The following is a 24,909-nucleotide window of genomic DNA, read 5'->3' on the forward strand; positions in this document are numbered from 1 at the left end:
TGGATTGAACATATCAAAATCAGGCAATTACACAAATCTATGTACTGGCTCATTTCATTTTGTCTGCGGAGATCGTGGCGATTACTCTGTGTATTGTTTCTGAAGCCCCACTATTGAATCAGGTGTTAATTCTTTCCGGGATAGCCATCCTCGTCACTATCGGTGTCTACGGGATTGTTGACTGTATAGTCAAGATTGACGATCTTGGTCTGTGGCTCCAGCAAAAATCCTCTTATCTTGTCAAAGCCGTCGGTGGCGGACTGCTATCTGTTGCACCTTGGCTGGTACGTACCTTGTCTGTTGTGGGCAGGCTGGGGATGTTTTTAGTCGGTAGCGGAATGATTGCTCATGGTATTCCTTTGCTTCATCACGGTATGGCTCAGTTCATTGCCAATGACAGTGAGCTGATACGTTCATTTATGAATGACCTTTCCAGCCTGGCAACAGGCATGATCGTGGGGATGATTGTGCTATTACTGGTAAAAGTGATTGCTAAGGTGCGTGAAAAATCAGTATAAAAACGGCCGCGGATCCGAAGACGTTTGCCATTAAGATACCGCCTGTACCGACAAAGTGTTATGCAGGCTGAATGAATCCGTTCAGCCTGCATAACACTTTACACAGCATCTCAATACCACTAAGGAATGAAGCGATGAAAGACGATATTTTTGAATTTGATATTGATGCCCAGCTGGCACAGGCTGAAGCGAATGCGGAAAAAAAAGCCAGTGAAGTGCCTGATACACTGAGTGATGAAGACGACTGTGAAGGGTGTAAAATCTGATTGCGATAAGTCACTATCGCACCAGCGTATTTACAGGCATTTCATCGATTACCGCAATATCGCTTTTACGAGATATATGCGGTAATCGCTTCTTTTTTGAGGTTTTTACATTTTATATGCTGAAATACTGTCACCGTTAGAACTCTGATTAATGATAACGGGGTTTATGTTGCGGTTAGTTGAAATGATTTTTATAAAAAGAACCCATTTTTATTTTAGATAATTGGAGGGGCAGCCTTATTTATTGATGGTAACAGGGCTGTTTATCCTGCGATTACACTTTTTACAGACGATGTCAGTGATTTCTAATTGTTAAAACTAAACTAATCGGCAGCCTAGCTTTTTTCAGGCAAAGTGTGAAATATCATTAAACAGGGGTTTGTTAGCGGGTTTTACGGATAGAGTACAGAGAATTAATGTTCGTCTGTGATACGTTTCTTTGCACTAAATAATCTAAGTAAAGCACTTCTCTTTATTACCTTGCTGTTAGCACGTGTTCTCCCCCTGGAATAGTGTTCCGGTCTGTGTCCCAGACACGGTTTATGGCTGAAAATCCATCAGGTATTAAGCGTTCTGCAAAAATGAATATATGCACAACCAACCTTATTCTGCTATTCATCTTTAGTTATTATTTTTACAGGATAAGAAATATTTATTCTCTGATTAACTGAATAAATCAGGTTCTGCTGCTATAACTAAATTTCACCAGCCAGTATTTTCAAATCCGAAACAGGAGGTAAGGCATGATTGTGGTTAGCGAAGAGCTTCAGCTCAAAGAGGGCGATCCGACAATGATTGTTACAGGAACTGCTAGTGGTATGGTTGAATGCCGCGGGCATGATGGTTAACGTCAGACGTCTGCATAATTCTACCAGTGCACGTACTGCAGCAAGTATGGGCAAGCAACGAAAAACAAATTGAGGTTATCAAATGATGAAAACAATCTTGTCACTTTTTATTTTTCTCCCGTTTGCAGTACTGGTAAAAAAAACTGACTGCCAGTCATGGCCGCACAACATGGCTGAAGCATGGATGAAAAATGCCGGTATCGTCGATATAACTAAACTCGATTAAGCAAAAACAGAAATTAAACGCCTGGCATCTGAAAAAAAGTAAAGACTTTTACACCCAGATTTATCACTTTGTATTTCACGATAAAAACGGTGGGCGCTATGAAGTGATTACTCAACACGATGCTTCCGACAATGAATGCTCGATGAGTGAGGTTAACAGCTTTCTCATCTCTCGCAGTGATGTGAACCACTAAGACACCGTATCCGTCGGTAAAATAATTATGTCAGTGCAGCACGGATAGCTTTCTCTGCCCATAGCTTTACCATCGTACTGGCTTTTACGGCAAAAAAGATAACGGACTTTTCTGTGCTACTGATGTGCGTTTTTATTGATTGGCAAATCCCACGCTGGTCAAAATCGCTTATCTGGATAAATTGATTTTATCATTTGACCGTATGGATTATCATTCTGCATGAGCCGCTTAGGGGTAAGGTTACCTTTAAGCGTCGATATTTTATTCGTATTGATAACATGACTCAAATAATGAGTTAACTCATGGCCTGTTTTTGTAACGGTGAAAAGAGGAAGGATAGTATGAATTTTACCTGCGGTTGAGAACAGGCTATTATAGCGATAATTTAAACCCATATGGTATAGTTCGATCGAACTGGTTGTATTTTAATTTCACTTACGGGAACGAATTTTTAATCCTGTTTGATTAATGTTGTGCGCAACGGTGAGAATTAAGGTGTTTTATATCAATAATACGGAGGGTATGTTAAAAGCCTTTGCGCTGTAGAATAAATAAAGCAACATCATAAATCAAATACTCAATCCTGTTTAATAAATGAACCGATGTGGTGGCAAAGAAAAGAGATCCAGCCAGAATAAGAATAATAAAAAAGTACAGGATTTTCCGAAGCATGGCTTACCCTTTTCAATTATCATTTTATTTTAATATATTTCTCAACAGACAATGTCATCTCTGTTCCGGTCTGTCGTTACCTGTCGTTGCTCACATCGATCAGAGCTGCTCGGGTGTTGACAGAGTATACGCATATTTTGCCGCTTTGTGCTGTTGGTCATTATCATTGAATTTTGTCAGGACACGCCTCTATGCAACCAGCCAGTTTCAACGGCTTCACATTAAGTTCACCAAATGGAGGAGATGTCATGAGTCAGATCGTTGCGCTGTTGAAATTTGAAGAGGACTATCGTGATATGCCATTTATCGATACGCAAGGGCATCCCACGGTGGGATGTGGGATCAAAATTGACCCGAAAGGTGCCTCGTTAGCCATCTATATCTTTAAAGTACCGGGCGTGGTGGGGGATCTTTGGATGCAAGCGCTGGTCATGAGTAAAATCTATGACATGAAGCAGAAGCTTCAACTGGCAGAGGTGCTGAATAAATGCAACCTGCCTCGTGCGGACATCCTTTACAGCATGGCTTATCATCATTGGAATTGAAGGGCTTATTGCATTCCGACAGATGCTGGACGCTATCAGCGGCGCAGATTTTTCAGTAGCTTCAGACAATATACTTAACAGTCTGTGGGCAAAGCAGACTCCTGAAAGAGCGAAACGCCATGCCGAGGTGATGCGCACCGGAAACCGGGATACTTATCGGGGGTTATTATCATTTTTTATCTCTGCGTAATTGTTATCGTCATTTTGCGACTCATACTTAGCCGACGGTACAGCTCACTCGAATTTGTGCATCACGTAAATTGGGACCGGCTCCCGGTGCCTGGGTTCAGTTATTTCCTGATTCAGCAATGTGCGCCTGGCAGCAGTTTCCCTCCGATGTGAAAGCGATTATTCCGCAAAATTGCCTTGGAATGATCGGTGCATTTATGGTGGCTATGGCGGTTATCGCACAGTTTGTCCGGCAGCCAGCACTCGCCGGGCAGCGACATAAACTGGAGCAGGAAACCTGATTCTGTTTATCCGTCATCAGAACGCAATCCGGCTCTGTACGCCGGATCGTATTCCGGTTGCTGCGTTGCGCTGACGCGGTGACATACCCGCCCTGTGTGGTTTATTGCGTCATTTGTTGTTCATCTGGAGGTCATCATGATCGAAGTAAATTGCTTTGCTGACTTGAGAACCACCGCACCAACAAAGCGGGGGATATCGCCGCCCTCAAACGTTATTACGATAAAGATGCCAGTTTTCACGGCGGTGGTGATTTTGTGGACTTTCCGGCCACTGCCACTCTGAGCGATAACAGCGGCACGCTGGCGAAAGGAAACGGTTTTTATTGGAAAAGAATCATCAATGATACTGAGCAGGTCAATATCTGTCATTTTGGTGCGAAGGGTGGCGGCATAACCGATGACAGCGATGCGTTTAAAAGGATGCTGGCCTGGCCACAAAGCTATGGCACCAGCGCGAAAGATATTGGTGTATAGTTTCCGGCAGGTAAATTTTTAATTTTACCGATTGACCTCAGCGCCAGTGAGTTTCTCTGTTTCGCATTGTATGGATATGACTCTTCCTGTGACATATTGTTGCGAACCACAATTGTTTCCGAAAAATCCGCTAATACGGTATTTAAAGTCAATGCAAGGCGTAGCGTGATTCGGGGGAACGCCTGGAATGGGCAGAGCTCGGCGGATACGACCACTAATACTGGAGCAATCACCGCCGCTATGTTGTCCAACGTGCAGCTTTTTTTGAAAATACGACCATTGAGGGTGAATTCGTTAATTTGCACTGTTTTCGTGCTCAGTATACGGGCGGGACCGTTATCAAGTTGCTTGACACACTGGACACGCATTTTGACCAGATTTATACTCAAAACACTTACGGAAGAGTTTTTGATGTCATCTGCTCCAATTCCCCTGGCGGGGTCTGGGATCACACCACGGCGATTGAGTTGTCCAACGCAAATTTTCAGTATGGCTATGGTGATGCCACACTGATGATGCCCCGTCTGACGCAGGGTATTATCAGGAATGTATGGATTGAACATACACGCTTTCCAGGAGATTTAAGTAATGATCAGTGGATAGTCGACGCGTTCAGCGTGGAGGACTGCGACAATGCTTTTTCAATGAACAACAGCAGGGTACTGATACGTCAGCTTAATCTTCAGGACGGCGCAAAAGTCACGAATGATTCAACGGCTGATAGCTGGCTTTCCGGCTACGAGCGTGGCTGGCGGCGGGATGAAAATTTTGGCACGGTAATGACAGGTTCGCTCAAAGTTGGCTGATACAGCGGACTCAGGTTGAGCAATACGTCGACGGTGGATAAATGGTTCCGCATCGGAAAGTTCTGTTCTCCGAAAGCCAGTCAGCAATGGGCGCTGGAAATGATCAGTAAACTCTCTTCGGCTAATCCACTGCAAACGGTTTCATCCGGGGTGACTTATCTGAACTTGCAGCGTTGCACTATCGCGGTATATGCCAATATGTTTCATCGCGGTCTTACTGCGGTCGTGGATGTGAAATATAAACCCGTCTATACCGATATTGTTGAACTGTGGGTGAAGCTGAAAGCGAGGAGTGGGGACACGATGTTCAACCTCAGGTCGACCGGGCCGACCCGTTTTGAATCCGGTTCCTGTTCCTGTTCTTTATTCTCACCCGATCTCTCTGAGGTGAATGATGAAACCACCATTGGTACTTATACGCCCTCTGCCCGACTCAGCCTACCCAATGATGTCGCCTGATTCGGCGCAAATGAAAATAGTATTGTTACGCTGGCAAAAAGCGAGGCGGTAGCGCCTTCAGCCATCACCCCCGCGGTGTATATCACACTCAACATCAATGGTGGCGATCGTAAGTTTCCCGACTACCTGTGGTTAAGACAGGTGATAAAGCCGCCTGCCTGAACGAAAGTTAAACCTCAGCTGATTCAGGTCCAGTCCACGTGCAGGGCGGCTTTTCATAAAAAAGCCCTTAAATCCATCTTTTACTGAAGTCATTCTGGTTGCAGTATGATTTAATTATGGGAAAAAAAGTGAATTATTAAGAAATTAACTTTAGCCGGGGTTAATAAAAAGGGTATACAGTTTGGGGTATTGAATTAATCTGTACTGTGCCTCTGTTCGGCGGATTATGTTGTTTGACTGATGTCTTTTTCAGCAAACAGGGTCAAAAACATTGAAGTTAACGGCAGGGGAAGATCACAGTTGAGATGCTGCGTAGTTGGTCCTTAAAATAGGTATGAAATCTAAATCAGGAGAATTTTGTGTCACAAGCCGCGTGCTCAGAGCATCACACTGACCGACTGGAAGAAGCCAAAAACATCGCATTAGGATGGCGCATTATCGGCCAGATCACACCTGATACGCTGGAAGATGCTATAACGCTGCTGCGGGACTGTTCCGCTCATGCAGCTGCCATTTATGAACTGTTGTCGGTTGAAATTAACGAAAACGCTAAATACAAATAGCCCTTGCCCTGCAAGCCTCCGCAGACAGCAAACGTCGTTTCATTGTTATGACGGGTAAAATGTCATTGTCCCAGTTTAGCAATCAGGGACAGAAGTTTGCCTGCCATGGCGCTAAAACCAGTGACCAGAACAGGATGTACCTGAAAAGAAAATTACCGCATTATCCATTCACTGGGAGCCAGTACATAGATTTGTGTCATTGCCTGATTTTGATATGTTCAATCCAGCATCAAAAGCAGGTTAATTTATGGACGAAAAACAGTCGCAGGCCCTGGCTAACGAACTGGACAAAAATCTCAAAACCCCTGACGATATCAGTCAGTTTGAGCGCCTGCTGAAAAAAATCAGTGTCGGGGCGGCGCTCAACGCCGAAATGACCCGTCACCCCGGCGACGATAAAAATCAGCCAGAACCGGCGACCAACGCCCGCAACGGCCACACCCAAAAGACGGTTATCACTGGCGATGGCCCGCCGGAGCTGCGTATACCGCGCGATCGTGATGGCCCCTTTGAACCGCAACGGGTAAAGAAAAACCAGACCCGGAGCACCGGGATGGATAACCCGATCTTATCGTTGTACGCCAAAGGGATGACCACCGGCGAGATAGCGGCCGCATTCAAAGAGCCGTATGACGCCGATGCCTCGCCAGCGCGGGTCTCAAAGGTAGCTGATGCCGTCATGGAGCAGATCACCGGATGGCAAAACCGGCCACTGGATGCCGTTTGTCCCATCGTTTACCCTGACTGTATCGTCCTGAAGGTCCGGCAGGACAGTCGCGTCATCAATAAATCCGTGTTCCTTGCCCCGGGTATCAACATCGAAGGCCAGAAAGAACTGCCGGGTATGTGGCTGGCCGAAAACGAGGGCGCGAAGTTCTGGCTCCATGTGCTGACCGAATTAAAAAATCGCGGCCTGAACGATATCCTCATCACCTGTGTTGATGGTCTGAAGGGCTTCCCGGACGCTATCAACGCGGTGTATCCGCAGGCCCGCGTCCAGCTGTGCGTCGTGCATATGGTGCGCAACAGTCTGCGGTTCGTCTCCTGGGAGGACTACAAAGCCGTCACCCGTGACCTGAAAGCCATCTGTCAGGCCACCACGGAAGAAGCAGGCGCGGGAAGCGTTCGCCGGCACCCGGGACAGCCGCTACCCGCAGATAAGCCGGAGCTGGCAGGCAAACCGGGCCAGCCTGTTGACGTTCTTCGCTTACCCGGCAGACATCCGCAAGACGCTCGACACGACCAGCGCCATCGAGTCGCTGAACAGCGTGATCCGTGCCGCCATTAAGAAACGCAAGGTATTCCCGACGGATGACTCAGTGCGAAAGGTTATTTACCTGGCAATCCAGTCGGCATCGAAAAAATGGAATATGCCGGTCCAGAACTGGCGGCTGGCGATGAGCCGCTTTATTATTGAGTTCGGTGGCCGCCTGAGCCTTCACCTTTGACGTGGTGGCAGTTACACAGAATTATTTACAGGGTCGTCCTGTGGTGTGAATCAGTCATACAACCAGCGGCCAGCTCTGGCGTTAAACTGTACTAGCTCAGGCCTGATCTGACAGTTACCGGTTATTTATACAGGTATCTGTCAGATTACATCCGGTTCAGATCCTTTTCTGCCCAGACCCGTTTTCCATCAAGTAACGTGGCCATTGGCGTTCGCCCGCAGCACATTTTTCCCTGATGAGTTCGCTCATTATTGTCATGCCACAACCCGTTGTCCAGATCTGCCTGCAGGCTCTCCAGGTCCCCATATCACTTCTTGCGGAACGTAACCTGATAAAAATCCTGCAAAATCGTTTTATGGAAGCGCTCGCAGATGCCGTTGGTCTGTGGGGACATCGCCTTTGTTTTCGTATGGTCGATATCGTTGATGGCCAGATACAACTGGTAATCATGCGGCTCCACCTTACCACAGTACTCCGTTCCCCTGTCGGTCAGTATTCTCAGCATCGGCAGCCCCTGAGCCTCACAGAACGGCAGTACCCGATCATTTAGCAGGTCGGCGGCAGTGATCGGCGTTTTACTCGTATACCGCTTGCAGTGTGCCACTTTCGGGTACGTATCCACGAACGTCTGCGGGCAGATACGGCCCCCCTTTCAGATTGCCAGCACAGAAGGTGTCCTGCGACCCGAGATAACCCGGATGAGCCGTCTCGATTTCGCCGCTTGCCTCATCATCATGCGCCTTTTTCTCCAGCGCGGCGATTGGGGCATCGGTAAGCACGATGCCTTCTCTGGCAACTTTTTCCTCAAGCACCTTCAGGCGTTTACGGAAGTTCTCCAGATCGTGCCGTTGCCAGATGGACCGCACGCCGCTGCCGGAGATAAACACGCCTTTTTTACGCAGCTCATTACTGGTCCGGTGCTGCCCGTGGGCCGGGAACTCAACGGCATATTCAACAACCGCGCGTTCAGTGGCTTCGTCGGCGCGGTTCTTCAGGTTGGGAACCCGGCGGTTCTGGTTAACCAGTGCATCGATGCCACCTTCAGCAGCCAGTTCCTGATAACGGTAAAACGTGTCGCGCGACACGCCCATAATCTTGCAGGCTTTTGATACGTTACCAAGTTCTTCGGCGAGATTGAGCAGGCCGGCTTTGTGTTTGATGATGGGATTGTGAGTATGAAGCATGAGAGTTAACTCGCGTTTTGTTTAAGGATTAGACACCCATATCAAAACCGGTAACCCCCAACCTTGCAGGGTCCGGTGTCAGATCACGTCGCGACGAATACAAATCAGCAAAAGCTGGCGTGCGCACGGGGAAAACCTCAATACGTTCTTCGGCTATCCGTCTGACATCCGAAAAGCTATCTACACCACGAATGCCATTGAGTCGCTGAACAGCGTGATCCGTGCCGCCATTAAGAAACGCAAGGTATTCCCGACGGATGACTCAGTGCGAAAGGTTATTTACCTGGCAATCCAGTCGGCATCGAAAAAATGGAGTATGCCGATCCAGAACTGTCGGCTGGCGATGAGCCGCTTTATTATTGAGTTCGGTGACCGCCTGAGCGTTCACCTTTGACGTGGTGGCAGTTACACAGAATTATTTACAGGGTCCATCACAACCGCCTTTGATTAGTGCTCCACCATCGTCATAGAGCCACATATTACCCGGAATAGCTATGTTCTTTTTTCCTTACGTCGTTGTAAATCCCTGTAAATACTGTATCTATTGTCTGGAGGTGAGTAAACAACCAATGTGTGGTTTTTTTGCTCCGTAGAAAGGTTAGTTATCTGTTTCTATCAAACCGCACTCACATTCCCAAAAATGTATGCCACCAGTAAGCTGGAACCTACTTAGCAATTACTTTCTTCCTCTACTTCAACAAGTTAATTACTGAAAAAAAGTACTGCTGCATCATACTGATGGCTTGGGTAATGTGACCTCCTGAATCCAGAAGGTCCGGGCAGGACACGCCGATTGCCTCTGTTAGCGACCTGTCATGGCAATGTAGGGTGACCGGAGACCAGCAGCTTGCAGTTACCCTCGCTGATTTTCAGATGGCCCTGCGCACCCAGCGGTAGCGTGACCGTATCCCGGTGGTGACCGAATTGCAAACCGGTAAGCACGGGCACGCCGGTTATTTCACTGATTCGCGCCCAGACGTTGTCGAAATCATACCCACGATCGTAATCAGTCAGCGTCACCCCTGTAAAACTGCCGGTAATAATGGCTTTTTGCTTCGCCAGCACGCCAGAATAGGCCAGTTGCAGCAGCATCCTTTCAATTCTGAAGGGGGGCTCGTTGACATCTTCAATGACCAGTATTCCATCATGAATCTGCGGCAGCCAGGGGGTACCGGTCAGCGAAGCCAGCATCGCCAGATTGCCCCCCCAAATCGTGCCTTTTAGCTCAGTCGCCTGCGATGATTGCGTTGACCATTCCAGCGTAAAGCGTGGTGAGGTCAGTGCGAGCCAGAAATGGTTAACGGTAAAATCAGACAGGTTCCCGGCACCAAAATTACCGGCAAGCATTGGACCGCTAAACGTGATAGCACCCTGCTGGAGGAGTGCCATTTGCAATACGGTGAAGTCGCTATGGCCACAAATGGCCAGCGGACGGGATTGCAGTCGGTCTGCCAGTGCCCGTGCCTGAAAGAACGGCAGCAGGCGGCTGGCACCATAGCCTCCGCGCACCACCAGCGCGATATCTGCCTGACACTTGGGTTGAATAAGCTGATGCAAGTCTGCCAGTCGTTCCTTATCACTCCCGGCAAAGCGTTGTTCACGACGGCAGATAACGGTTGTATTTTCCACCCGATGTCCTTCGGAACGGAGCCTTTCAACCGCCAGAGAAGCAGCCTGCTGGTTATGGCAATAGCCTGAAGGTGCGATTAAATGAAATGAGCGGGGAACGACAGACATAGTTTTCACGTTTACCTTCAACAGTGCGCAGAGATACCCTTTTCAAATAAAGCAGGCTGCGTGTGGATAAAAAAGTCGCTTTTTAAAGCAGGTTGTGTGATTTTTGTGCGGACTGAAAACCCCTTAACCTGGACAGGCATGGCAGATGGGATCATGTCGAAAAGCCATCGGTCTTTCCAGCTAAATTCAGATTGACGGTAATTTTCATTGTTAAGACAGCCGCCCAGATAAAATCTGGGGTTAATTTTCACAGGAAGAAATATAGCATGAGAAGCATGAAAACAGCTGCGCTGATGGGTGTTCTGGTGCTTGCAGGCTGCGCCAGCGAACCTCATAAGCAGGCGATGACTCAGCAGCAAACGCCTTTAATAAAAGCGCCACCGGAAAAAGTGGCACAGGACTGGTCTTTGTTTACCGATTACGCGGCCCATAATTACGGTATTGACCAAAAGCTGATTGACGCAATTATTTCAGTGGAATCGGGCGGCAATCCAACGTTAGTCAGCAAATCGAATGCCATTGGATTGATGCAGATTAAAGCTGCCACGGCAGGTCGGGAAGTTTATCACGCCAAGGGGCTTCACGGACAACCCAGCAGTTCAGAGTTGCGCGATCCTGTTAAGAACATCGATATTGGCACAGCCTATCTGAAAATTTTGCAGGACCGCTCTCTTGCGGGTATTCACAATCCGGAAACCTTACGCTATGCAACAATTGTGTCATATGCTAATGGCGCGGGAGCGTTACTCAGGACGTTCTCCAGTGATCGGGATCGTGCTATTGCGATGATCAATGCCATGACGCCAAATCAGTTCTACCAGCATGTACAGAATAAACATCCGGCTGCTCAGGCACCGCGTTATTTATGGAAAGTGACGACCGCTTATCGCACAATCTGACATCCCCGTACCGCTGTCTTCGGGTGACAGCGGTACTTTTCAACCCGTTTTTTTCTGTCCAGCCGCAACAGCCACTCACGCGTATGCCGCTTAAGGTTTTCCTGTTCCAGCGGGGAGGTAAAGTCTACTGAAAACGATTAGCCTTATCGCGAGCCAGTCTTTCCAGCTGAAAGATCACCTGCTGTAATTGCCGTTCCTGTCCTACGTTAAGTTTGGCAAAGCTAAATCTCAGGCAAGGGGTAACGATAGTTTCATTTTTAGCGGTCACCACGCTATGTTTGCCGATATTAATCAGTCTTGCGTCCACCTCAAACCGACCATATTCACCCAGTTCCACGCGTAACTTTTTAAAATCTTCACCGCCTGTCAGGTTTTCAGGCAGTGTGGTCTCCCCAAGTACTGCTATGCCTCCCAGTGAAAGATCCTGCAGACGCATCCGATCTTCGCCCGAGCCATCGGGCCAGTGGACATAGCAGTAAAAAATGGGATCCAGTGGCGCATTAACACGGAAAAACTCGCGACGCTGAATCATCCACAGCTCTTCCGGCACATTGGCAAAAAAAGCTGGGAGTCCTTCATGGCTACCCGAATGTGGCTCACTGAGTGTGAACTCAACCTTGGCACCTTGCGTTTCAGCCCAGAGATTCAGCTCACTTGCCTCCAGCACTAACTGGTTATCGTAATCGTTACTGCCATAGTCGATGATAATTTGGTCATGATCGGCATACAGTAATTTAGTTATAAACTGTCCCCGTGCGTGAGAGACCAACACTGGCGTCTGATTTTTTAACAGGTTTTTCAATACCGCCAGAACGGCCAGAGGGCCACGTTTAAGATACTGCTCTTTTTCCTTCACATTCCTACCTCTGCTGGATGCCAATAACCTGGTGTCTGTAGTGCCAGGTGAGATTATCGGCATGCAGTTCACTGTCTTTATGGTGTATTGAAAAAAGGTTGGATTTAAATCACAGAGTTAGAATCTCTGTCTTATACTTAAGGTGTTTCAATAACCAAAACAAAGGGGTAGCAGATGGGTATTTTGTCATGGATCATCTTCGGTTTGATTGCTGGCATCATTGCCAAGTGGATTATGCCGGGGCGTGATGGCGGTGGTTTCATTATCACGGTGATCCTGGGAATTGTTGGTGCAGTGGTGGGGGGCTGGATCAGCACTTTCTTTGGTTTCGGTAAAGTTGACGGTTTCAACTTCGGTAGTTTCGTGGTTGCTGTGATTGGTGCCATTGCGGTGCTGTGGATTTATCGTAAAGTCAAAAGTTAGCGCGGATGGCATTCCTGCCTGAATGGCGGTGATGACCGCTATTCAGGTAACAGGTGACTTGCGTGAAGTTGCTGCCAATATTATCTAATGCAGGTGCCAAAAAATATCTGAAGAAGACCCGACTTTCTCAATGGCAGTCTCATTACATCTAATCTAATTCGCAATAAAAATATTCTGATGCAGTGTTTAACATTTTTATCATAACCATACATTAAACCAATAATAATCCTGCCAGTATTTCAGTCATGTAATGTTCAGTGATACTGCGCTGTACGGTGGCGCTACCGTCGACGAAATATATCAAAGCGGTCTGCTGGATATTTACGTCCTTTTTGCGGTCGTGACGCAGACTTGCTGAACACGTATGCTTTGCGCTTTGGATGTAACATATGGCTAAAGTTGATGTCGTCTGCCCTCAGTGCAATGAAACTCATGCTGTACGATGTAACGGACATTCAGCATCCGGTGCCCAACGTTACATCTGCAAGCATTGTTCAAAGACCTTTCAGCTCAACTTTAGCTACTCCGGTGCCAAATCAGACACACACCAGACCATTGTTAATATGGCCATGAATGGTTACAGATGTCGCGATACCGCACGGGTTCTCGGTATCAGCCTCAATACGGTTCTGCGGCACGTAAAAAAATTTCGCCAAAGCAGGTAGCTGAGAATATCGACCCCGACACGGAGGTTGTTATCTGCTGTGAAGCCGGTGAACAATGGTCTTACGTGCGGTGTAAAAGCAATCCCCGATGGTTGTTCTATGCTTATGACCGTATCCGCAAACGTGCTCTGGCCCACGTCTTCGGCCCGAGAAATGCCCCGACCCTGCGACGATTGCTGGCCCTGTTAAGCAAATTTAACATTGCCTTTTATATGACAGATGCCTGGCCGGTTTATAAAGTTCTGTTAAGTGCAACAGGCCACGTGGTGAGCAAGAAATATACCCAACGGACAGAACGACATAATCTTAATCTTCGTACACATATCAAACGACTGACCCGCAGAACAATTTGCTTTTCGAATTCAGAGGAAATGCACGATAAGATCATCGGTTGGTAGCTTACTCTTCATCATTATCAATAAATCTGCGTCACGACCCTTTTTGCCGGGTGTTATTCTGGAAATAAAAGAGCCTGGTGCAGTCTACCGCTCCGGGCTTTTTTGAGCGCTTGAAAAAATGCGCTTAATCAGAAGTCATAGCCACGGTAGCAATAATGATCCGCTCCGCGCCCCAGTAGCAGTAGCCAGTGCCGTAACAGGCCGCGACGTAATCACGATCGGTCAGGTTATTGGCATTTACCTGCACAAAGGCCCCTTTCAGGCTACTGTTCCAGACTCCGAGATCGGCACGGACGGAAGCATCAAACAGTGTGACAGAAGGCAACCGTGTGGTGTTTTCATTGTCAGCCCACTGTTTGCCAATATAGCGAACGCCCGCGCCAACGCTGATACCGTAATCAAACTGGTACTTCGCCCACGCTGAGGCCATGGCGTTCGGGGTGATATAAGGCGTGTGTCCGTCGTTGCCATCAACCGAATCTTTGTAGCGCACGCGATTAAGTGTGTAGCTGGCAAGGGTACTCAGACGCGGCGTCAGCTGATTGTGCGCTTCCAGTTCAATTCCCTGCGAATGTACTTTTCCTGCGGGTTCATAGTAAGAGTCGACGATGACGCGGTTACCGACATCTTTTTGAGTCAGGTCGTACAGGGCTACTGAATACAGGTCTGAAGTGCTGACCGGCTGATATTTCACGCTGGTTTCATACTGCTCGGATGTGGTAGGCTCCAGGAGATTGCCATCCTCCCCAGAAAGAGACTGTGGCGTAATAGCCTGGCTGTAGCTGACATAGGATGAAATGCCATTATCAAAGGCATAGAGCAGCGCAGCGCGACCGCTGACGTGATCGTCCTGACGGCGATACCGGGTGTCAAAATCGTAATTATCCGTCTCTGAGACAATGTGATCATAGCGACCGACGTATCCAGATGCCATTTCTGCCACTGCATCTCATCCTGCAAATAGACCCCAGTCTGATAGTAACGACGCTGTGAATCATAGAAGGTATAGCTCTGACGGGCATCCAGGCTTTCACCGTTCAGGGCATTAAGTTGGCTGGCATAACCGCTGGCATCGCTTAAATCATTTTTATACTGATGATATTCAGCGCCAGGCACCACCTTATGGCGGACTTCACTGGTGGCAAAATCCGCTTCCAACTGATTGTCCAGAGCAAAGGCATCTAGTGATGAACGGGAGCCAGAATAGTAGCGGTTCAGCAGGTTCGGATTGCTGGTATCCCAGCCAATCTGATAGACCTGATCCAGGTCAACATCGGAATGGGCGTAGCTGGCTGTGGAACGAAAAGCCCAGGTATCGTTAAAACGATGTGCAAACTCGGAACTGTAAATCTGCTCGCGACGCTTGAACTGATCCAGTGAACTGTCACCGTCATAGAACCCCGTGCTCAATTTTCGGCCGTTATGTTCGGTAATGCTGCCGTCGCCCGGTACGGAACTATGATAGCCACCAGAGGGGTCTTTTTGCAGGTAAGCGCGCAGCAAAAGAGAGGTGTTTTCGTCAGGCTGCCAGAGAAACGAAGGTGAAATTGCGTATTTTTCTTCCCTGGTATGGTCGTATTGCGTATTGCGTATTGCGTATTGCGTATTGCGTATTGCGTATTGCTGTTGCGAGTAATCCCGGTCAGGCGGAATGCCCACTGGTCGTTAATCGTATTGGTGTAATCAAACGCCGCGCTGTTAGTGCTGTTAGTGGCGGTGGAGACGTGGAAATGGCCTTCCTGAATAAATTGAGGGCGTTTGGACGTTTCCATGACCAGACCACCCGGCACGGTCTGGCCGTAGAGGGCTGAAGACGGCCCTTTAATCACGTCAATACGTTCAAGAAACCACGGATCGACCTGCAGTATGTTATAGCTGCCCGGATCGCTCATCAGACGCAGCCCATCAAGAAAAATATTGTCGACGTCACCGCCGTGGAAGCCGCGCAGCGAAACGGTATCATAGCGACTGGCGGCACCGGCAAAGTTAGTGAATGCCCCGGCGGTGTAATTCAGCGCCTGATTGACGTTCAACGTACCCTGATCTTCCATTTGCTGGCGGGTCACTACCGAAACGGACTGCGCTGTCGTGATCAGTGGACGATCGGTTTTTGTTGCGCCTTTGGTGGTGTTAGCACGGTATCCGATTGTCGGTGCGGTTGCCGTTTCAGCAGGCCGGGCGGTGACGGTCAACGTATCAGTCGCAAAAGAGAGAGGAGGGTAGTCAGTGCGATGGAACAAAGCAGGACAGAACGCTTTAGAACAAAAGGCACTCTCATTGTCAATTACATTAGAAAATGGGTGGTCAGGTAGAATCCGTTTGCGCTGAACAACAGAAAAAGAATCACAGTGGCAGTAATGTAAATATTTATAGTAATCTCAATGAGAATTGTTATCTTTTCTGCATTAAGATTCAAGTAATTATTTATATATCAATAGCCTGCAAAAAATGCGGATTTAACAGGCGGCACCAAAGTGCCGCATAGGGTCAGGGTTTTTTAGAAATATCACTGACGTTGTTACAAACAACATTTTTGGGGCAATAAAGATCCAGCAGCTTCAATGTTACGCCATTTGTCCATCCGAAACCGTCCTGTAAAGGGTATTCACCGCCGCCGCCGATACCTTTGCCTTCAACCACATACTTTTCCACCAGTTTATGCTGTTTATCGTAAGTGGCCTGCACATTGTTGAGAAAGCGTACACCGATCTCTTTTGCCAGCGCTGATTTACCGTAATTGTTAAGTCCCTCAACGGCTGCCCACTGCAATGGTGCCCAGCCGTTAGGTGCATCCCACTGCTGGCCAGTATGAATAGTAGTAGTGACCAGGCCGCCCTCTTTGAGCAGCTGTTTTTCAACGGCGACACTGGTTTTATCTGCCTGGGGTGCATTCGCCACCTTTAACCACAGCGGAAACAGGCTTGCTGCTGTGAGCTGGGGACGGATTGTGCCACTTTGCCAGTCGTAATCAGCGTACCAGCCCTGTTTTTCATTCCACAAGTAATGGTTAATCGCCTGCCTGCGCCTCTCGGCAAGTTGTGTGAAATGCTGGCTGGCCTGCCGATCCCCGTTGAGCAGCGTCGCATGAGCCAGCGTGGTTTCGAGATGGAACAGCAGAGAATTAAGATCAACTGGCAGTATGCGGGTGGTTTGAATTGTGTCCAGCTTTCCGGGATTGGCAAACCAGCGGGAGCTGAAATCCCAGCCGGACGCGGCACCCGCACGCAAATCGCGCCAGAGTTCGCTCTTGTTGCGTGTGCCAGCCTGTTTAGCGGTCGAAATATCATCCATCCATGACTCTGTACGGGGCACATCGCGATCGTCCCAGTAGCGGTTAAGCAGCGTGCCGTCTTTTAATTTTACCGCACGCTGACTGCTTTCTCCTGCCTTAAGCGTTTCAAAACCCGCCATCCAATAGTCATACTCTTTCTGTAATTCAGGCAGATACTTACGATATGCCGTATCGCCCTGATGTTGTGCCAGCAGATCGACCATCATGCTGAAGAAAGGGGGCTGTGATCGGCTCAGATAATAGCTGCGGTTACCATTGGGAATATGACCGTACTTTTCCAGCAGTGACGCAAAATTATCGACCATATCCTGCATGCGATCCCAGTAGCCGCTCTCGGCCAGTCCTAGCAGGGTAAAATAACTGTCCCAGTAATAAATCTCGCGGAAACGGCCACCTGGCACTACATAAGGTGCGGGAAGAGGCAGCAGCGAATCCCATGTATTGACCTGGTGAGCCGTTCTGGTTAGTACCGGCCACAGGCCATCGATATGCTGACGCAGACTTTCTCCGGCAGGAGGGGAATACTGCTTACTTTCGACAGGTAGCATAAAATTCTCGTTAACAAAACGGTGCAGATCAAAGCCGCGCTGGTTTTTCTGCATTTGCCAGTCGGCCAGAATTGAAGAGGGATCGCTTTTAGGCACGGCATCGGCGAAGGTTTTTTGATCGGAGAAAATCCCGGCCGTCTGAACCTCCTGATACAAGGAGCCAAAACGGACATCCGGGGGCTGCACAGCAGCCTCAGGGTCACCTTGAGGCTTATCGGTCGTTCTGGCATAGCCAGCCTGAGAGAGGGCCGCGAACAGCAGGGACAGTACCAGCATTTTTTTCCACGGTTTCTTTTCAACTCTGTGCATGAGGTTCTCCATATTTGAATCCGGCGATCCATAACTTATTGACTGTACATCAAACTTTAGACGTTTTTTTACAGAACGTCAGGGGGACTTTGTGAAGTGTGAAGTCGTCAGGGTTTCAGATGTCAAGGCACAATTTCATTTTACGAAATTTGGAACTGTGTAATGCTTTCATGTCACTATTATTACTCAGTGGGTATATTTAACTGCATGTCTGCATATATTCAGGATAAAATAATGGATAATTTATTATGCGTTGATATTACGCTTATCAGTTATTTTCTGGCTGTTATTTGGTTATGTCTTCCCTGTTTTATCGATATTATTTATGTTTTTCCAGTGCCTGTATATTTTCAAGTTTATGAGGGAAAATCATTTGCTATAAAATCTGAAATACTCTGATATTAAAATAACCCTGCCTGACTTTTTCCTTCATAAGATAATATAAATTTAAAAGTACCCTGGATTTATTACCTTCAAAAGGACTTGTTCAACTCATGACCACTTCAAGACAAAATATCCTTCATACAGGGAGTGACCCTCGTGTCTTACCCGAGTTTATTCAGCTTCGTCATGAAACGGGGAAAAAAAGTCGATCTGACGATAAAAACGTAGACTGGCAGCGGGTGGAGGAACTGTCAATCGCCTTATTTCGCCGCAACGGTATGGATTTGCAAAGCGTTGCCTGGTACAGCATGGCAAGAGCATGGCGAGCCGGGCTGGCTGGGCTGTGTGAAGGCCTGGAGATAATCACGGCGATGTTAAAATATCAATGGCCAACGCTGTGGCCTCATCCTCTGCCAGCCCGACTGGCCATTATCACCTGGTTAAGTAACAGCATTCAGCAGTTTATGCGTACTCTAACCTTGAATCAGACAGATCTCCCTTTAGTGCTAAGGCTACGATCCGCACTGGACGAAAGTGTTGAATTGCTCGAAAAACTGGCGCAAAGACACCTTTCACAACTAGACTGGCTCAATATTCAGGTAAGCGATTTAATCAGGGGTTTACTGCCGACCCGGCCGTCATTGGAGCAACTTAATCAGCATGTATCACAGGAACATGCCCGAGGCGCAGATGATCAGCTGCAACCTCCTGATGACAATTTTACGCCGCTAGTGTACGTGCCACACGACCTCAGTGAGCCAAACACACTCAAGGTATCCTTCAGTTTTTGGGAACGCAGTCGTGGATTTATAACCGGAATGATTGCTATGCTGCTGTGTGGAACCATGGCAATATGGGCGTGGCATCTTATGCAGCCCCTACCCAACAGGGCACAGAGAATGACGCTGCTGGCTCAACAGATTGTGCCCCAGCAGGTCAGGCAAGAGATACACTGGCGAAAGTATGCAGAAGACGCCGCGCTGCCAGATAAGCAGATGCTGCTATGGCAGACGGTACAATACCGTCTGCAAAAGCTCAGTCAGGATCTTGATACACTGGAGAAAGCCAATCCGCAGAGTAAAATGTGGCCTGAACTTAAAGCCAGAGTGGTGACTATCCAGCAGCCGTTTGAGGAGCTGACGCCACTCGAAGATCTGCTACTCAAACTGCAAAAAAACAATGCTTCGCCAGTGCTACGAGGAAAAATCGAGCAGCGGATGAAGCAGCTGCTGGCGCGTTATGCGTTGATCCTCGGAGAAGATCCGCACTATGAAAAACTCTATTAAAGCCTGCTGAGGCATGGACAAAGCCAAAAAAAGTGCGGTTCAGAACATCATTACCATCCAGGGATAGGCAATCAACATCATTCCGCCCAGGAAAATGGTGCCGAAAAGCGTACCCAGTCGCCAGTAATCTTTGGTCGGCAGATAGCCACTGCCATAATAGATGGGGCTGGGGCCTGTTCCGTAAGGTGTAATGATACCCATAACGCCCAAAGAAGTGACCATCATCAGGCAGAAAACGGGCATATTAATACCGGGTATTGAGGCGGCAATGGTGAGCGTGGCAGGCAGCAGGGCGGTGGTGTGTGCGGTGGTGCTGGCAAACAGATAGTGCAAAAGGAAAAAGGCCACTAACAGCACCACTGCGGAAACCTGTGGATCGTAACCTTGTAACAGCTGGCTGCCTTCTTTTCCCAGCCAGGCAATAAAGCCGACTCTGGCCAGGCCGTCCGCCAGGGCGACCAGTGTGGCAAACCAGGCAAACGTGTTCCAGGCAGGCTTGTTGCTGGTGATATCGTTCCAGCTTAATACCCCCGTCCAGAGCATCACCACCACCACCACCAGTGCTGCCATCGCAGGTTCAATCCAAGGGGCGGCAAAAATCCACATCAGCAGCGCTGTACAAACAAAAAGCAGCAGCAAAATTTCATTACGCGACAGTTTTCCTAGTTTTTCCAGCTCGCTGTTCGCCCAGCGCGGCACCTCGTCATTGATTTTTACTTCGGGTGGGTAAAACCAGTAAGCCAGCAACGGCATGGTCAGAATCAACAGCAGGCCCAGAGGCAGAAAAGCGAGAAACCACATCCCCCAGGAGATATCAAAACCCGTAATGCTCTTTACCAGCGACAGCGCCAGCAGATTGGGTGCCAGTGCAGATAAGAACATCGAACTGGTGATACAGGCTGCGGTAATCGCTACCCACATCAGATAAGAGCCAATTTTACGGGCGCTGGGATGGTCAGGTCTTGAACCGTATAGCGGTGGCAGATTAGCAATCACGGGATAGATAGTCCCCCCGCTGCGTGCGGTATTAGAGGGGGTGAACGGGGCCAGCAGCAGATCGGCAAAAGTAATGGCATAGCCCAGTGTCAGGCTGCGGCGTCCAAGGAACTTCACCAGAATTAATGCCAGCCTGCGACCAAACTGCGTTTTGTCATAGCCTGCTGCAAACATAAATGCGCCAAAAATCAACCATACCGTTGAATTTCCGAAGCCGCTGACCGCCCACTTAAAGGCTTCCGTCGGCATATTAAACCGGGGACTGGCCATTTCAGACGGGCTGAACAACAGCCACTGGCTAAACAGCGCAATAGTGACCACGCCGGTTAAACCGATAACTGCGCCGGGCAGCGGTTCAAAAATCAGGCCAACAATCACGCCGACAAAAACGGCAAAGAAATGCCATGCATAAGGTTCCAGACCTGAAGGCACCGGTATCAGCAGCAGTAAAAGGGTCACTGCCAGCGGCAATAACTTCATCATGGCATCTTTCTTACAGCCTGCTTTAGCAGGAGCCAAACCGTTCGATAAGTTCATAGCAAAAAATGATTCCGTCGTTTTAGCTAATTCACAGAGCGATGAGCATCGCATGCTGCAAGTGGTAAGGGCGATGTCATGACTCCCACGGGTGTCCCGGCCCCTTGTTTCTGCCACGCTGTTGGGGGGCAACCGGGTGGCATTGACTTTGCGGAGACCGCTTTTTTAATTTCTCATCCGCATCGCACCATTATTATTACTCTGTTAATAAATGGCGCGTAAATATATCTATCTGCTGGCGCTAGTTGCCAGAAATATAGGGTGAAACTGTAATGAAAATAAGTCCGTAATTTCACCATACCCATAACAAGGCGTCACTATTGTTGTATGAAAATAACACGTTTCATTCTGCAGGAAGTGAATATAAATTATTGATGTTGAACATTTGCTATGCGTCAGTTACTTTAGTTTAAAATTCAGTAAACGCCAAATAATATAAATAATCATCTTATTTCCATCGCGTTAACTTATTCTATTTATAGGTTGATTTTTGGAAATAAATAGCTAAAAATGTCACAGGTACTTTTCTGAATAAATTATTTTCTAACCCGTTTTCCCCGATAAAAATGTTATTACCGACGAACTTTACTCTGTTTACAGGAATGAACCGACGTTAACTCAATTAAATATTGGTTTGTCAAATCAGCGTGCAGGTATTGCGTCGTCAGCACTCAGAACATCAACCCTGGAGTTGTGCCGCTATGAACACGCTGACCCCGATTCTTAATCCACTGACATTGCCCAACGGCGCTGTACTGAAAAACCGCCTTCTGATGGCGCCCATGACCACCTGTACGGGATTTCACGATGGTTCCGTTACCAGTGAAGTGGTGGAGTATTACCGCGCAAGGGCGGGCAGCATGGGCACGGTCATCGTTGAATGCTGCTTTGTCGACCCTGAAGGGCCTGCTTTTCCGGGTGCACTGGGCATTGACAGCGATAACAAAATCCCCGGCCTGAAAAGAATTGCGGACGCAGTCAAGTTGGAAGGTTCGACGGCTATTCTGCAAATCTATCATGGAGGCAGGATGGTGGAGTCGGAGCTGATTGGCGGCAGAACCCCGGTCGCACCCAGCGCCGTCGCGGCACCCCGCGACGGCGCCACTATACCGCAGGCGCTGACTGCAGAAGACGTCGAGGGAATGGTTGGCAAATTCGGCGATGCGGTAAACCGGGCGATCAAAGCGGGATTCGATGGTGTGGAAATTCACGGTGCCAATACTTACCTGATCCAGCAGTTCTTTTCTCCCAACTCCAATCAGCGTCAGGATAAATGGGGCGGCAGCCGTGAAAAGCGCGCTGCTTTCCCACTGGCGGTTCTCGACATCACACAAAAAATGGCGAAGCGCTTTGCCCATGACGGTTTTATCATCGGCTATCGTTTCTCGCCGGAAGAACTGGAAGTACCGGGCATCCGCTTTGATGACACCTTATTTTTACTGGAAAAACTCGCCCATCAAGGGCTGGACTATGTGCATTTTTCACTGGGTCAACTTCTGCGGTCTTCTATCATAGAAACCGACGACTCCACGCCGCTTATTACCAAATTTTTGGCGATGCGCTCGCCTGAGCTGGCCAGAATACCGGTGATTGGCGTCGGTGGCGTGGTCAATAAAGCCGATGCTGAAAACGCGCTGGCGCACGGATTCGATTTAGTGGCCGTGGGCAAAGCCTGCATTGCTTACCCTGACTGGGCCGACCGCATCATCAATAATGAATGCCTCGAGCTGTTTATCGACAGTCAGCAGCGCGAAGCGCTAAAGATACCGGAGCCGCTATGGCGCTTCTCGCTGGTGGACGCCATGATCCGCGACGCAAGCGTGGCCGGGCGTAAATACAAAGCGGGCGTCTGGCAGGAAAAAGTCGAATCGGAAGCGCTTAAGCTTAAAATTAATGTCACCCTGGACACTGACCGTATTACCGACATCAGCCTGGTGCCGGACGATTCCCTCGACGTGGATTTCACTACCACCTTTGACAGTCTGCGTTCGCGCATTCTGGTGGCAAACAGCCCACATGTTGATGCGGTCACTGGCGCGACCACGCAAAGTGAAGCGCTGAAAAAAGCCGTGTCCCGCGCGCTCACCTCCTCCAGTAAAGAACAGGTGATAGAAGAGGGTGGGAACCCGCAGGCACCGCAAAACTATGATGTGGTGATCGTCGGCAGCGGCGGGGCAGGGCTGGCAGCGGCCATACAGGCGCACGATGAAGGGGCCCATGTGGCGATCATCGAAAAAATGCCTGCCATTGGCGGCAATACCATTAAAGCCTCGGTCGGCATGAACGCGGCACAAAGCCGTTTCCAGCAGCAAAAAGGCATTGAAGACAGTAAAGCGCTGTTCTACAACGAAACGCTGAAAGGGGGAAAATTTAAAAATAATCCTGATTTACTGCACGAGTTTGTAAACCTGGCACCGGAAGCCATCGAGTGGCTGGCGGCAAAAGGCATTGAGCTTAACGAGTTAACCATTACCGGCGGCATGAGCATTGAGCGAACTCATCGCCCGGCCGATCACTCTGCGGTGGGTGGCTTTCTTATCAGCGGCCTGGTGAAAAACATCAATAAACGCAATATTGAGGTGCTGCTGGAAACGTCGGCAGATGAAATCCTGTTTACCGACGGCGCGGTCAGTGGTGTGCGGGTGGTGGACGAATATAACGACAGTCGTGTACTCAATGCCAAAAGCGTTATCGTTGCTACGGGGGGCTTCAGCGCCAACCGCGAGATGGTGGTGAAGTATCGGCCAGACCTTGAGGGATTTGTCACCACCAATCATAAAGGCGCTACGGGCAGTGGTATCGCCATGCTGAAAAAAATCGGTGCGGATACGGTCGATATGGGGGAAATCCAGATCCATCCCACCGTTGAACAAACTACCTCATATCTCATTTCTGAAGCCATTCGCGGTGGCGGGGCCATCCTGATTAGCCAGGCCGGGCAGCGCTTTTATAACGAGATGGAAACCCGTGATAAGGTCTCGGCGGCCATTATCGCGCTGCCGGAGAAGAGCGCCTGGATTATTTTTGACGACGAAGTCCGGCGTAATAACAAGGCTGCCGATGAATATATCGCCAGGGGATTTGTGGTCAGCGCACCGTCGCCTCAGGCGCTGGCGGTGAAATTGAATATGGATTTTCATGCGCTGCTGTCCGCGCTGGAGCGTTACAACCTGTTTGTGGAAAAACAGGATGACGAGGATTTTGGCCGAACAACCGCCCTGCGGCACCCACTTAAAACTGCCCCGTTTTACGCGATTCGTATTGCGCCGGGCGTGCATCACACTATGGGGGGCGTCACCATTAACACCGAGACCGCCGTGCTGGATAGCAAAAAACAGGCCATTCCAGGAGCCTGGGCGGCGGGTGAAGTGGTTGGGGGAATTCACGGTGCAAATCGTATCGGAGGGAATGCGATAGCGGACATTATCATCTTCGGCATCCTTGCCGGGCGGCATGCCGCGGCGTTCTCCTGCCAGTAAGGTTGATTTCCGGCTGCGGCCTGCCGCGCCGGACGAGGCCGAAGGGTGAGATTCCGTTGGGCGGCCCGCCCTGTCACATTTGCTCCCGGTCCCGTCCTCCTCTCCGTTTGTCATTCCTGCGTCATATGATGCTTAACCTTTTCCGGCGGCAATTTTCCCGTTGCCACAGTTTTTTCTCCGCCTGGTCTGCGAATAGCATGGCGTGCCATAAAGATAATGCCCTTATCCCCTCACTTTTTCTCGCTCTGAATTAAACTGGATGCTGA

Annotated in this window: 13 protein-coding genes and 9 pseudogenes; 15 read left to right on the forward strand and 7 right to left on the reverse strand. The window is 48.9% G+C overall.

Features of this window, described 5'->3' with window-relative positions; all coding sequences use genetic code 11:
- Positions 1–41: 41 nt before the first annotated feature.
- The 9 genes and pseudogenes from LU633_RS10605 to LU633_RS10640 all read left to right on the forward strand — a co-directional run.
- Positions 42–518 (forward strand): annotated as a pseudogene (locus tag LU633_RS10605) (DUF808 family protein); the annotation flags it as partial.
- A gap of 134 nt (positions 519–652) precedes the next feature.
- On the forward strand, positions 653–784 hold the full coding sequence (locus LU633_RS25760) for a hypothetical protein (protein WP_016192876.1): 132 nt from the start codon (positions 653–655) through the stop codon (positions 782–784).
- A gap of 743 nt (positions 785–1,527) precedes the next feature.
- Positions 1,528–1,629 (forward strand): annotated as a pseudogene (locus LU633_RS10610) (DUF2158 domain-containing protein); the annotation flags it as partial.
- Between the two features lie 85 nt (positions 1,630–1,714).
- Positions 1,715–1,858 (forward strand): hypothetical protein, encoded by a 144-nt coding sequence (locus tag LU633_RS10615; RefSeq protein ID WP_232426930.1) that lies wholly within the window; start codon positions 1,715–1,717, stop codon positions 1,856–1,858.
- A gap of 1,113 nt (positions 1,859–2,971) precedes the next feature.
- Positions 2,972–3,458 (forward strand): annotated as a pseudogene (locus tag LU633_RS10620) (lysozyme).
- A gap of 118 nt (positions 3,459–3,576) precedes the next feature.
- A complete protein-coding gene (locus LU633_RS25925) occupies positions 3,577–3,738 on the forward strand; it encodes a hypothetical protein (RefSeq protein WP_016192874.1) in 162 nt (53 codons plus the stop codon).
- A 136-nt stretch (positions 3,739–3,874) separates the two neighbouring features.
- Positions 3,875–5,639: pseudogene (locus LU633_RS10630) on the forward strand (amylovoran biosynthesis protein AmsF).
- A 359-nt stretch (positions 5,640–5,998) separates the two neighbouring features.
- Positions 5,999–6,202 (forward strand): hypothetical protein, encoded by a 204-nt coding sequence (locus LU633_RS10635; protein ID WP_016192871.1) that lies wholly within the window; start codon positions 5,999–6,001, stop codon positions 6,200–6,202.
- A gap of 247 nt (positions 6,203–6,449) precedes the next feature.
- Positions 6,450–7,650, forward strand: a pseudogene (locus LU633_RS10640) (IS256 family transposase).
- A 145-nt stretch (positions 7,651–7,795) separates the two neighbouring features.
- Here LU633_RS10640 and LU633_RS10645 read toward each other — a convergent pair.
- A pseudogene (locus LU633_RS10645) lies at positions 7,796–8,834 on the reverse strand (IS481 family transposase).
- A 100-nt stretch (positions 8,835–8,934) separates the two neighbouring features.
- Between LU633_RS10645 and LU633_RS10650 the strand changes: the two are divergent.
- Positions 8,935–9,228, forward strand: a pseudogene (locus tag LU633_RS10650) (transposase); the annotation flags it as partial.
- Between the two features lie 36 nt (positions 9,229–9,264).
- Here the strand turns inward: LU633_RS10650 and LU633_RS10655 are convergent.
- Both LU633_RS10655 and ldcA read right to left on the reverse strand, forming a co-directional pair.
- Positions 9,265–9,330, reverse strand: a pseudogene (locus tag LU633_RS10655) (type VI secretion system tube protein Hcp); the annotation flags it as partial.
- Positions 9,331–9,647: 317 nt separating this feature from the next.
- Positions 9,648–10,571, reverse strand: coding sequence for a muramoyltetrapeptide carboxypeptidase (ldcA, locus tag LU633_RS10660; protein WP_016192868.1), 924 nt, complete (start codon positions 10,569–10,571; stop codon positions 9,648–9,650).
- Between the two features lie 275 nt (positions 10,572–10,846).
- Between ldcA and emtA the strand changes: the two genes are divergently transcribed.
- The gene (emtA, locus tag LU633_RS10665; protein WP_016192866.1) at positions 10,847–11,470 is read left to right on the forward strand and encodes a membrane-bound lytic murein transglycosylase EmtA; all 624 of its coding nucleotides are present in this window, start codon (positions 10,847–10,849) and stop codon (positions 11,468–11,470) included.
- A gap of 124 nt (positions 11,471–11,594) precedes the next feature.
- On the opposite strand, the gene LU633_RS10670 is transcribed toward emtA, so the two are convergent.
- Positions 11,595–12,326 carry a flagellar brake protein gene (locus tag LU633_RS10670; protein ID WP_016192865.1) on the reverse strand — a complete coding sequence of 244 codons (732 nt, stop codon included), beginning with the start codon at positions 12,324–12,326 and terminating at the stop codon, positions 11,595–11,597.
- A 174-nt stretch (positions 12,327–12,500) separates the two neighbouring features.
- Here LU633_RS10670 and LU633_RS10675 point away from each other — a divergent pair, with 174 nt between their 5' ends.
- Together LU633_RS10675 and LU633_RS10680 are read left to right on the forward strand one after the other, a co-directional pair.
- Positions 12,501–12,749 carry a GlsB/YeaQ/YmgE family stress response membrane protein gene (locus LU633_RS10675; RefSeq protein ID WP_016192864.1) on the forward strand — a complete coding sequence of 83 codons (249 nt, stop codon included), beginning with the start codon at positions 12,501–12,503 and terminating at the stop codon, positions 12,747–12,749.
- Positions 12,750–13,138: 389 nt separating this feature from the next.
- Positions 13,139–13,812 (forward strand): IS1 family transposase gene (locus tag LU633_RS10680; protein ID WP_152664194.1). Its coding sequence is split into 2 segments (ribosomal slippage): positions 13,139–13,397 and positions 13,397–13,812, totalling 675 coding nucleotides; the frame shifts between segments, so codons are not numbered across the junction.
- Positions 13,813–13,940: 128 nt separating this feature from the next.
- Here the strand turns inward: LU633_RS10680 and LU633_RS10685 are convergent.
- Both LU633_RS10685 and treA read right to left on the reverse strand, forming a co-directional pair.
- Positions 13,941–16,090, reverse strand: a pseudogene (locus tag LU633_RS10685) (TonB-dependent siderophore receptor).
- A gap of 209 nt (positions 16,091–16,299) precedes the next feature.
- Positions 16,300–17,961: an alpha,alpha-trehalase TreA gene (gene treA, locus LU633_RS10690; RefSeq protein ID WP_016192862.1), complete on the reverse strand. Its 1,662-nt coding sequence runs from the start codon at positions 17,959–17,961 to the stop codon at positions 16,300–16,302.
- A gap of 494 nt (positions 17,962–18,455) precedes the next feature.
- On the opposite strand from treA, the gene LU633_RS10695 reads away from it, so the two are divergent.
- On the forward strand, positions 18,456–19,631 hold the full coding sequence (locus tag LU633_RS10695; RefSeq protein ID WP_016192861.1) for a type VI secretion system ImpA family N-terminal domain-containing protein: 1,176 nt from the start codon (positions 18,456–18,458) through the stop codon (positions 19,629–19,631).
- A 39-nt stretch (positions 19,632–19,670) separates the two neighbouring features.
- Here the strand turns inward: LU633_RS10695 and LU633_RS10700 are convergent, their stop codons facing one another.
- Positions 19,671–21,164, reverse strand: coding sequence for an anion permease (locus LU633_RS10700; protein ID WP_016192860.1), 1,494 nt, complete (start codon positions 21,162–21,164; stop codon positions 19,671–19,673).
- Between the two features lie 701 nt (positions 21,165–21,865).
- Here LU633_RS10700 and LU633_RS10705 point away from each other — a divergent pair.
- The gene (locus tag LU633_RS10705) at positions 21,866–24,643 is read left to right on the forward strand and encodes a flavocytochrome c (RefSeq protein WP_016192859.1); all 2,778 of its coding nucleotides are present in this window, start codon (positions 21,866–21,868) and stop codon (positions 24,641–24,643) included.
- The last annotated feature ends 266 nt before the right edge of the window (positions 24,644–24,909 follow it).

It is taken from the genome of Erwinia tracheiphila (assembly GCF_021365465.1).
Taxonomy (GTDB): domain Bacteria; phylum Pseudomonadota; class Gammaproteobacteria; order Enterobacterales; family Enterobacteriaceae; genus Erwinia; species Erwinia tracheiphila.